Here is a 10,048-nt window from a genome sequence, read left to right on the forward strand (position 1 = left end):
CCCCGCCGGCTCACTTGGCGAGGGCGACGTCGCGGAAGCGGATCGCCCGGTCGGTGCGGACCTCGTAGCCGGAGACCTGCTTCGACCAGCCCTGGACCACGTCCGGGTTGTAGAGGTAGAGGTAGCTGGCGTCGTCGACGATCTGCTTGGCCACCTGCTCGTACTGCTGCTTGCGCGCGGCCTGGTCGGTCTCGGTCCGGGCCTGGTCGAGCAGCCTGTCCACCGCCGGGTTGCGGTACTTGTGGAAGTTGAAGGTCCCGCCGGAGTGGTGCTGGGCGTAGTAGAACTCGTCGGGGTCGATGTTGCCCAGCCAGCCGAGCATGAACGAGTCGAAGTTGCCCTTGCCCTGCTCGTCGAGCCACTGGGCGAAGTCCAGGGTACGGATCTTGACGGTGATGCCGACGTCCTTGAGCTGTGCGGCGATGACCTGCGCCGCTGTGACGGTCTCCGGGTATTCGCTGGTGACCATCAGGTCCATCGTCAGACCGGTGACGCCGGCCTGGTCGAGCAGCTGCCGCGCCTGGCCCGGGTCCCTGCGGTAGGGCGCGTAGTCGTAGTGGAAGGCGCTGTTCTTCGGGATCGCGGTCTGGTTGACGGTCGCCAGCCCGAACTTGGCGGCCTTGGTGATCGCCGCACGGTCGAGCGCGAAGGCGACGGCACGGCGTACGTTCACGTCGTCGTACGGCTCACGGGCCTGGTTGAGCGCCAGGTACCAGTAGTCACTCGACGGCGCCGACCGCACCGTCACGTCGTCGGCGTCGCGCAGGGCGGGGACCTGCTGGGGCGGCAGGTTGTCGGTCCACTGCACCTCACCGCCGCGCAGGTTCTGCAGGGCCACCGTCGGGTCCTTGACGAAGGTGAAGATCACTGCGTCGAGCTTCGGCGCGTCTGCCCAGTACTTGTCGTTGCGAACAAGTTTGATGTTGTCGCCGGAGGCGTAGTCGGCGACCATGAACGGTCCGCTGCCGACCGGCCTGGTCTTCACCGCACCGGACTCGACGTTTGTCTTCTCGACGATCGCCACGCCCTTGAAGCCGCCGAGGTTGGCGAGCAGGTTGGGGGTGGGCGCCGTCAGCGCGACGACGACCGTGGCCGGGTTGGGCGCGGTCACCGACTTGACGGTGGTGAACTTGTACGAGGCGTTGAGCTTCTGTTTGATGATCCGCTCGTAGGAGTAGACCACGTCCTCGGCGTCCAGCGGTGACCCGTCGGAGAACCGCACTCCCTCCCGGAGGGTGAAGGTCCAGGTCAGCTGGTCCTCGCTGGTGGTCCACCTCGTCGCCAGGGACGGCTTCATCTCGAGGTTCGCGTCCGGCTCGACGAGGGTGTCGTAGACGTTCTCGAGCACCTGGAAGCTGTGGTATGCGGAGGTCTTGTGCGGGTCGAGCTGGTCGGGCTCGCCGCCGATGGCGGCGTTGAGGACGCCTCCGGTGGAGGCGCCGGACTTCCCGGCCCCGTCGACATCGACGCTCTCGCCCGCGGTGCACCCGGTCAGCACACCGAGCGTCAGGGTGAGTGCGGCGCCGGCCAACCTGAATCTGGTGCTGGACATGGTCCCCCCTGGATTCTCCCGGCAGATCAAGGATTGTGCGAGTCTCGCGTCCTCAATGGACGATGTCAACGAATCAGGGCAAATTACCTGCCTCGGAGTGGACCTGCGCACCACTCCCCTCGGGGCACGCTAGCCGCAGAACCGCGGTTCGGCCGACCCCTGAGCGGCACCGGCCCGCGCACGACAAGGTCGTGTGCCACCCATCCGTCCGAGTGTCTTGCGGCACCGACGAGCCGTTGACAGTGACGAGACATCGAGACAGGAGGAGAGACCGACGTGGTCGAGCACGGCAGCGAGAGCGAGAACCCAGCAATCCCCTCCCCCACTCCCCAGCCGAGTCGGCCGAGGACGAACCAGGACTGGTGGCCGAACCAACTGAACCTGCAGGTCCTGCATCAGCACTCGCCCCGGGCCAACCCGATGGGCGAGGACTTCCGTTACCCGGAGGAGTTCAGGGCCCTCGACGTCGAGGCGCTGAAGCGGGACGTCTTCGAGGTGATGACGACCTCGCAGGACTGGTGGCCGGCGGACTACGGCCATTACGGGCCGCTGTTCATCCGGATGAGCTGGCACGCCGCCGGCACGTACCGCATCGAGGACGGCCGCGGCGGCGCCGGCGACGGCGCGCAGCGCTTCGCCCCGCTGAACAGCTGGCCCGACAACGCGAACCTCGACAAGGCGCGCAGACTGCTCTGGCCGGTCAAGCAGAAGTACGGGCGCGCGGTCTCCTGGGCCGATCTGCTGGTCTTCGCCGGCAACTGCGCCCTGGAGTCGATGGGCTTCGAGACCTTCGGCTTCGGCTTCGGGCGTGCGGACGTCTGGGAGCCCGAGGAGATCTTCTGGGGGCCGGAGGACACCTGGCTGGGAGACGAGCGCTACAGCGGCGACCGGGAGCTCACCGGCCCGTTCGGCGCCGTGCAGATGGGCCTCATCTACGTGAATCCGGAGGGTCCCAACGGCAACCCGGATCCGCTGGCGTCGGCCCGGGACATCCGGGAGACCTTCGGCCGGATGGCGATGAACGACGAGGAGACCGTCGCGCTCATCGCCGGCGGGCACACGTTCGGCAAGTGCCATGGCGCGGGCGACGCCGGCCTGGTCGGCCCCGAGCCCGAGGGCTGCCCCGTCGACCATCAGGGTCTCGGCTGGCGCAGCGCCTTCGGCAGCGGCAAGGGCCGGGACACGATCACCAGCGGGCTCGAGGGGGCGTGGACGCCCACCCCGATCAGCTGGGACAACAGCTACTTCGAGACGTTGTTCGGCTACGAGTGGGAGCTGACCGAGAGCCCCGCCGGCGCGAAGCAGTGGCGGCCGAAGGACGGCGCCGGGGCGGGCACCGTGCCCGACGCCCACGACCGGTCGGTCAGGCACGCCCCGATGATGGCGACGACGGACCTCGCGCTGCGCGTCGACCCGATCTACGAGCGGATCTCGCGGCGTTTCCTGGAGAACCCGGGCCAGCTCACGGAGGCGTTCGCCAAGGCGTGGTACAAGCTGCTGCACCGCGACATGGGACCCGTCTCGCGTTACCTCGGCCCGTGGGTCCCGGAGCCGCAACTGTGGCAGGACCCCGTCCCGGCGGTCGACCACGAGCTGATCACGGACGAGGACGTCGCCGCCCTCAAGGGCACGGTCCTGGCGGCGGGACTGTCCGTCGCGCAGCTGGTCTCGACGGCCTGGGCGTCGGCGGCGAGCTTCCGCGGCACCGACATGCGGGGCGGGGCGAACGGGGCGCGGATCCGCCTCGAGCCGCAGCGGAACTGGGAGGTCAACGACCCAGCCGGCCTCGCCACGGTGCTGCGGACGCTGGCGGAGATCCAGCAGGGGTTCAACGCCGCACAGTCCGGTGGGAAGCGGGTCTCGCTGGCCGACCTGATCGTCCTGGGCGGGTGCGCGGCGGTCGAGCAGGCGGCCCGCAGCGCCGGGCACGACGTCACGGTCCCGTTCACGCCGGGGCGTACGGACGCCTCGCAGGAGCAGACCGACGTGGAGTCGTTCGCCGTGCTCGAGCCGAAGGCGGACGGGTTCCGCAACTACCTGCGCGCCGGGCAGAAGTTGTCGCCGGAGACCCTGCTGCTGGACCGGGCCAACCTGTTGACGCTGACCGCCCCGGAGATGACGGTCCTGCTCGGCGGGATGCGGGCCTTGGACGCCAACACGGGGCAGGCACGGCACGGCGTCCTCACCGACCGGCCCGGGACGTTGACGAACGACTTCTTCGTGAACCTGCTCGACACCGGCACGCAGTGGAAGGCGTCCACGGAGACCGAGGACGTGTTCGAGGGCCGGGATCGCGCCACGGACGAACTCAGGTGGACCGCCACCACCGTCGACCTCGTCGTCGGTGCGAACTCCCAGCTGCGCGCCATCGCGGAGGTGTACGCCAGCAGCGACGGGCAGGGCAAGTTCGTCCGGGACTTCGTCGCGGCGTGGGTCAAGGTCATGAACCTGGACCGGTTCGACCTGGTCTGACACGGCGGGCCCGGTCACCGCGAAGGTGACCGGGCCCGCCGCGGGTGCCGGTGTGCAGCGGGGTCAGCCTGCGCTGCAGGAGACCGTGGGCCAGGTCCAGTTGCCGTTGTGCTGGATGGTCACGCCCCAGTTGTTGCCGTTGCCGTTGGGTCTGGCGGTCAGCACCTGGGCGCTGGGGTAGCTGGCGCTGACGTTCCACGTCGCGAGGACCTTCGCGGGGGACGGGACGGTCATCGTCACGGTCCAGTTGGTGGCACCGGAGACGGAGACGTTGAGGTTGTACCGGTCGCTCCACTGCTGCCCGGCGGAGAGCGTCGCGGTGCAGCCACCGCCTCCGCCGCCTCCGCCGCCACCGGAGGAGCCGCCGATCGTGATGTTGGAGCTGCCGCTGCTCTGGTATCCCTCGGTCGCCATGATCATGTAGTTGTGGCTGCCCATGTTCATGCCGTTGCGGGCCCACGCGTCGAAGTGGTTGCCGCTGGTGATGGTTCCGCCCGTCCGCTTGGCCTGCCGGACGCTCCAGAACTGCTTGAAGGTGGCGGTGCCGATGATGGAGGGGGCGTTGTACCGGGTCGTCTCGTAGATGTCGTACGTGCCGCCGTCGCTGGTGACCGTGCCCTTGTACGTTCCGGTGGGCCGGTAGGTGCCCCAGTTGTCGACGATGTAGTACTCCACGAGCGGGCTGGTCGTCCACCCGTAGAGGGTCAGGTACGCGTTGCCGGACGGGTTGAAGCTGCCCGAGTAGGTCACGCTGCGGCGGCCTCCGGTGCTCCAGCCCTTGCCGGCGACGAAGTTGCCGGTGTTGCGCCACGAGGTGCCGTAGTTGCCGCCGGAGCCCAGGTCCATGGAGACCGTCCCGGGGCTGTCGGTCCAGAACGAGTAGAAGTAGCCGTCGTGGGTGCCGGTCTGGTTCGAGGTGACGGCCGCGTGGGCGGCGCCGGGCAGCAGCATCGTGGCGGCGACCAGCAGGACGGCACAGGCGCCGCTGACGAGCAGCCGGAGGGGGCCGCGTCGGCGACCCTTCGGGTGAGCGGGGGCGTCGATCATGTTCGTGCTTCCTCCTCGGGACGAAAGCCGGGCAGCGAAATGCGACGTGACGGGGCCGCGGAGGGCGGGGTGGGCGCCCACCCGTCAACGTCGCACCGCGCGGCGGGGTGGGCCGGTCGCCGGGTGGTCGACGACCGGAGAGCCGGACCCGGTTGGGGCGATCCGGATCGACATTGGTGGAAGCCTGTCGATGTCGAAAGCATCGACCGGACACCGACGGGTGTCAACAACTTTCGGAAATGTTTCAGGAACAGTATCGTGGTCCAGCGCCCATCATCTGCGCTGATCCGATGACCCGGTCCGAGGCGGCAAGCGGCCCGCACCACCCCCTGCCGAGGAACGGGCCGGCACCGGACCACCGGAAGTTTCGATACCTTTCGGAGTCCCGGGCGGCGACCGGGGACAGCGCCCCGCGCTCATGGCGCGGCTGATCGCGCACGTCTCCGCAGGGCGGGGGCCGGCGCGACGGTCTCCGGGCCGGCGAGCAGGTGCGAGGTGCGTCGGAGGCCGTGCGGTGCGTACAGTTCCGGGTCGGACGTGGGGCGGGCCGGGGAGATCCGGCACAGGGAACGGGACGAGACAGCACGGATGACGGCGGACAGAACTGCGCAGAGCGGTCAGAACGGTATTGACCCGAGCCGGCTGGAGACCTGCCTCAGCGTCTTCGAGGCGTTGGAGGCCCTGCCCTCCGATCACCCCGATGTGGTGCGGGTGCAGCGGGCGACCGCGAAGCTCTACAAGGTGATCAAGCAGCGGCGGCGGGAGGAGCGGCGAGAGGCCCTCCTGGAAGCCGACCGGGCGGTGACGGCGGCCACCGCCACCGGCGCTCCGGGCCGGATCGACGACGAGACCCAGGGGATCCCGCTGGCCTCCCCCACCGCGGGCGCCACGGCCGGCTTCCTGCACCACCCGCGCGGCTGCTACGTCTGCAAGCAGCGCTACCGCGAGGTGGACGCCTTCTACCACCAACTCTGCCCGCCCTGCGCCGCGCTCAACCGGGAGCGTCGGGACGCCCGCACGGACCTGACCGGCCGGCGCGCGTTACTCACCGGCGGCCGGGCGAAGATCGGCATGTACATCGCGCTGCGGCTGCTGCGTGACGGCGCGCACACCACGGTGACCACGCGGTTTCCGCACGACGCGGTGCGCCGGTTCGCCGCGATGCCCGACAGCGGGGACTGGCTGCACCGGCTGCGGATCGTCGGGATCGACCTGCGCGACCCGGCCCAGGTGATCGCCCTCGCCGACTCGGTCAGCAGCCAGGGGCCACTGGACATCCTGATCAACAACGCGGCGCAGACCGTCCGCCGCTCGCCCGGGGCGTACGCGCAACTGGTCGCCGCGGAGGCCGCGGCCCTGCCGGACGGTCCGCTGCCGGAGATGATCACCTTCGCCAAGCCGGCCGGCGGGGGCGACGTGGCCGCCCTGCCGCAGTCGGCCGTGAACGCCCCGCAGGCGCTCACCGCGCTCGCACTGACCAGCGGCTCCGCCTCGCCGGAACGGATCGCGGCGGCCACCGCCATCGACGCCGGTGGTCTGGTGCCGGACCTCGACCCGGTCAACAGCTGGGTGCAGCGGGTGCACGAGGTGGACCCGGTCGAGCTGCTCGAGGTGCAGCTGTGCAACGTGACGGCACCGTTCGTGCTGGTCAGCCGGCTGCGACCGGCGATGGCCGCAGCGCCGGCCCGCCGCAAGTACGTGGTGAACGTGTCGGCGATGGAGGGGCAGTTCTCCCGCGGCTACAAGGGGCCGGGGCATCCGCACACCAACATGGCCAAGGCGGCGCTGAACATGCTGACCCGCACCAGCGCGCAGGAGATGCTGTCCGACGGCATCCTGATGACCAGCGTCGACACCGGCTGGATCACCGACGAGCGGCCCCACCCGACGAAGATGCGGCTGGCGGATGAGGGCTTCCACGCGCCGCTGGACCTGGTCGACGGCGCGGCCCGGGTGTACGACCCGATCGTCCGTGGCGAGCAGGGCGAGGACCTGTACGGCTGCTTCCTCAAGGACTACGCGCCCTGCGCCTGGTGATCGGCCGGCCCTGGCCCACGCGTCCCACGCCCGGCCGAGGTCATCAGTCGATGACCGCCGCTACGATCCCGGAGGAGGGAAGCATCTGAGCAGGCCACTTCCCCGGGTGGTGCGGGCGGAGGATCTCGCCGGGCACTCGACAGTCCGACTGATGGACGTGTTGAAGGCGTTCATGGCGATCCTGGCCCTGCCGCAGTCGGCCGCCGGACACGTCGACGCACTCGTCGTGCCGACCGGCCAGGGCGAGCAGTGGCGTCTCACCCACGCCATCCGGCGGTGGGAGGCAAACCCGGGCATCCGCCACCTGCTGGTGGCGAACGGCAACCCGGCGGAGGAGACGTACCAACCGGTCACGCTGCCCCATGTCCGTGGACTCGGCCTGCGCCGCGTCGACGGGGTTCACCTTCAATCCGAGCCGGCACCGAACACCGGCCTCCAGGCCGCGTGGATCGCCGGACAGGTCGAGGCGCTCGGCATCACCAGTCTCGCGCTCGCCATCTCCCCGTACCATCTGCCCCGCGTCTACCTCACGGTCCTCAAGGCGCTCAGTCGTGGCGGCATCCGCATCCCGCTCGTTCCGGACCCGGTGCCGATCCTGCCCGACACCCCCGCTCCCGAAACGGGCGCGACCGCCTACGACCTGCTCCCCGGCGAGGCGGAGCGCATCGTCAGATACATGGACGAGGGCTGGGTCGCCACCCTCCCCGAGCTGCAGCGCCACCTGCGGTGGATGTGGAGCGAGCACGGCACGCTGCTGGTCGGGACCGGAGACTGAGGCGCAGCCGGGGTCGACTCGCCCGCCACCGTTTGCCGTGCCGTAGCTACCGACAGCGAGAGGCGAAGCAGCTTTACCCCGCAATCCGGACAGCCCTCTTGCCATAGCAATAGACGACTCCCTATCCTCGGCATTGGAAAGCGCTTTCCAGCTTGGCGCGGAACGTCCCGACGGAGGCGACCACCGGGGCATCCGCGGCGACTTCGGGCGCCCCGGATCACTGCACCGTGACGTGTGCGTGGCTCGCGGCACCCGCACCGGCCGACGACGCCGGGCCGTGGGCGGCAGCACGACCCGCGAAAGCGGGCGGGGAGCACAGCCACGGTGAAGAGCACCCACCTCTGATCGAACAGCGTCCTGTCCGGTGACCGGCAGACAGCTCGACGGCTCCCCGGCTGACCACGGCAGGAAACACCACCACCACCACGAGAGCGAGGCACGATGAGACGATCAGTCGTACTGGGACTTCAGGCGGCGCTGGCCACGACGGCCATCGGGGCCGTGGTCGGCGTAGTGGCCCTGGCGGCGCCGCAGGCATCGGCAGCGGTCGGCAGCGCCACCGGCTACGCGACCCAGAACGGTGGGACCACCGGCGGTGCGGGCGGGCAGACGGTACGCGCCACCACGGGCACCCAGATCCACGCGGCGCTGTGCAACCGGGCCAGCAGCAGCACCCCGATCATCATCCAGGTCGAGGGGACCATCAACCACGGCAACACCAGCAAGGTGTCGGGCTCGAGCTGCAACACCGCCGACGGCGTGATCGAGCTCAAGCAGATCAGCAACGTCACCATCCTCGGCGTCGGCGGCGGAGCCCTCTTCGACCAGGTGGGCATCCACATCCGCGAGTCCCGCAACATCATCATCCAGAACGTGACCGTCCGGAACGTCAAGAAGTCCGGCTCCCCCACGTCCAACGGCGGTGACGCCATCGGCATGGAGAGCGGCGTCCGAAACGTCTGGGTCGACCACGTCACCCTGGAGGCCTCGGGCGGGGAGTCGGAGGGGTTCGACGGCCTCTTCGACATGAAGAACAACACCCAGTACGTGACCCTGTCCTACAGCATCCTGCGCAACTCCGGCCGCGGTGGCCTCGTCGGGTCCAGTGAGAGCGACCTGTCGAACGGCTTCATCACGTACCACCACAACCTGTACGAGAACATCGATTCCCGTACGCCCCTGCTGCGGGGCGGCATCGCGCACATCTACAACAACCACTACGTACGCATCAACAAGTCCGGCATCAACTCCCGGGCCGGGGCACGCGCCAAGGTGGACAACAACTACTTCAAGGACTCCAAGGACGTCCTGGGCACCTTCTACACCAGCGAGGCCGGCTACTGGCAGGTCAGCGGCAACATCTTCGACAACGTGACCTGGTCCAGCCGCAGCAGCGAGAACAACCCGGCCGGCCCGAACCCGCAGTCCAACACCACCGTCAGCATTCCGTACTCCTACCGCCTCGACGGGGCAAGCTGCGTGCCGAACGTCGTCAGCCAGACTGCGGGGGCCAACAAGGGCCTGCGGGTGTCGGACGGCAACTGCACGCCGCAGTCCCCGACGGCGGGACCGACCAGCCCCGCCCCGAGCCCGACCAGCCCCACCCCGGCTCCGACCACTCCCACGCCGGGCCCGACCCAGCCCGGTGGGACCAACCTCAGCATCGGCGCCGGCTCCGACGGCTCCAGCAAGGCCGACGGGACGAGCTACGGCAACGTGCGCGACGGCAACATGAGCACGTACTGGTCGCCGGACGGCACGACCGGCTCCATCTCGATCAAGTGGGGCTCGGCCACCACGGTCTCCACGATCGTCATCCGTGAGGCGTCCGGCTCCCAGGGCACCATCGGCTCCTGGCAGGTCATCAACCACGACAACGGCGCCGTCCTGACCTCCGGCAGCGGCGCGGGCGTCATCGGCATCCCCCGGACCTCGCTGAGCAAGATCACCTTCAAGATCAACAGCTCGAACGGCACGCCGAAGGTCGCCGAGTTCGAGACCTACGCCGGGTAGCGGCAACCCGCCCCAGCATCGGCACCACGACCGCCGCTACTGATCTGCACCGCAACCGAGGGGGCGGGGCCGCCGCACACGACAGCCCCGCCCCCTCGGCCCGTTCCGTTGGTCGGAGGCTGACACCACCCGGTGCCGACCACCGGCGACGC

At 69.6% G+C, this 10,048-nt stretch carries 6 protein-coding genes; 4 read left to right on the top strand and 2 right to left on the bottom strand.

Annotation, left to right across the window (positions count from 1 at the left end; genetic code table 11):
* Positions 1–10 precede the first annotated feature (10 nt).
* Positions 11–1,552 carry an ABC transporter substrate-binding protein gene (locus GA0070560_RS15030; protein ID WP_091296914.1) on the bottom strand — a complete coding sequence of 514 codons (1,542 nt, stop codon included), beginning with the start codon at positions 1,550–1,552 and terminating at the stop codon, positions 11–13.
* 276 nt (positions 1,553–1,828) lie between these two features.
* On the opposite strand from GA0070560_RS15030, the gene katG reads away from it, so the two are divergent.
* The gene (gene katG / locus GA0070560_RS15035) at positions 1,829–4,024 is read left to right on the top strand and encodes a catalase/peroxidase HPI (protein WP_170839412.1); all 2,196 of its coding nucleotides are present in this window, start codon (positions 1,829–1,831) and stop codon (positions 4,022–4,024) included.
* 63 nt (positions 4,025–4,087) lie between these two features.
* On the opposite strand, the gene GA0070560_RS15040 is transcribed toward katG, so the two are convergent.
* Positions 4,088–5,071, bottom strand: a complete 984-nt coding sequence (locus tag GA0070560_RS15040; RefSeq protein ID WP_091296921.1) for a glycoside hydrolase family 11 protein — start codon at positions 5,069–5,071, stop codon at positions 4,088–4,090.
* Between the two features lie 588 nt (positions 5,072–5,659).
* On the opposite strand from GA0070560_RS15040, the gene GA0070560_RS15045 reads away from it, so the two are divergent.
* The 3 genes from GA0070560_RS15045 (at position 5,660) to GA0070560_RS15055 (ending at position 9,896) form a co-directional block, all read left to right on the top strand.
* Positions 5,660–7,108 carry an SDR family NAD(P)-dependent oxidoreductase gene (locus GA0070560_RS15045; protein WP_091296924.1) on the top strand — a complete coding sequence of 483 codons (1,449 nt, stop codon included), beginning with the start codon at positions 5,660–5,662 and terminating at the stop codon, positions 7,106–7,108.
* A 151-nt stretch (positions 7,109–7,259) separates the two neighbouring features.
* Entirely contained in the window at positions 7,260–7,883 is a 624-nt protein-coding gene (locus GA0070560_RS15050; protein WP_245675528.1) for a YdcF family protein, read from the top strand.
* Between the two features lie 441 nt (positions 7,884–8,324).
* The gene (locus tag GA0070560_RS15055; protein ID WP_091296928.1) at positions 8,325–9,896 is read left to right on the top strand and encodes a pectate lyase family protein; all 1,572 of its coding nucleotides are present in this window, start codon (positions 8,325–8,327) and stop codon (positions 9,894–9,896) included.
* Positions 9,897–10,048: the final 152 nt, after the last annotated feature.

It is taken from the genome of Micromonospora halophytica, from assembly GCF_900090245.1.
Classification (GTDB): domain Bacteria; phylum Actinomycetota; class Actinomycetes; order Mycobacteriales; family Micromonosporaceae; genus Micromonospora; species Micromonospora halophytica.

Coding starts and splice junctions, on each gene's coding strand:
- GA0070560_RS15045 (WP_091296924.1), top strand. CDS start 5,660: ATGACGGCGGACAGAACTGCGCAGAGCGGTCAGAACGGTATTGACCCG.
- GA0070560_RS15050 (WP_245675528.1), top strand. CDS start 7,260: ATGGACGTGTTGAAGGCGTTCATGGCGATCCTGGCCCTGCCGCAGTCG.
- GA0070560_RS15055 (WP_091296928.1), top strand. CDS start 8,325: ATGAGACGATCAGTCGTACTGGGACTTCAGGCGGCGCTGGCCACGACG.
- GA0070560_RS15040 (WP_091296921.1), bottom strand. CDS start 5,071: ATGATCGACGCCCCCGCTCACCCGAAGGGTCGCCGACGCGGCCCCCTC.
- GA0070560_RS15030 (WP_091296914.1), bottom strand. CDS start 1,552: ATGTCCAGCACCAGATTCAGGTTGGCCGGCGCCGCACTCACCCTGACG.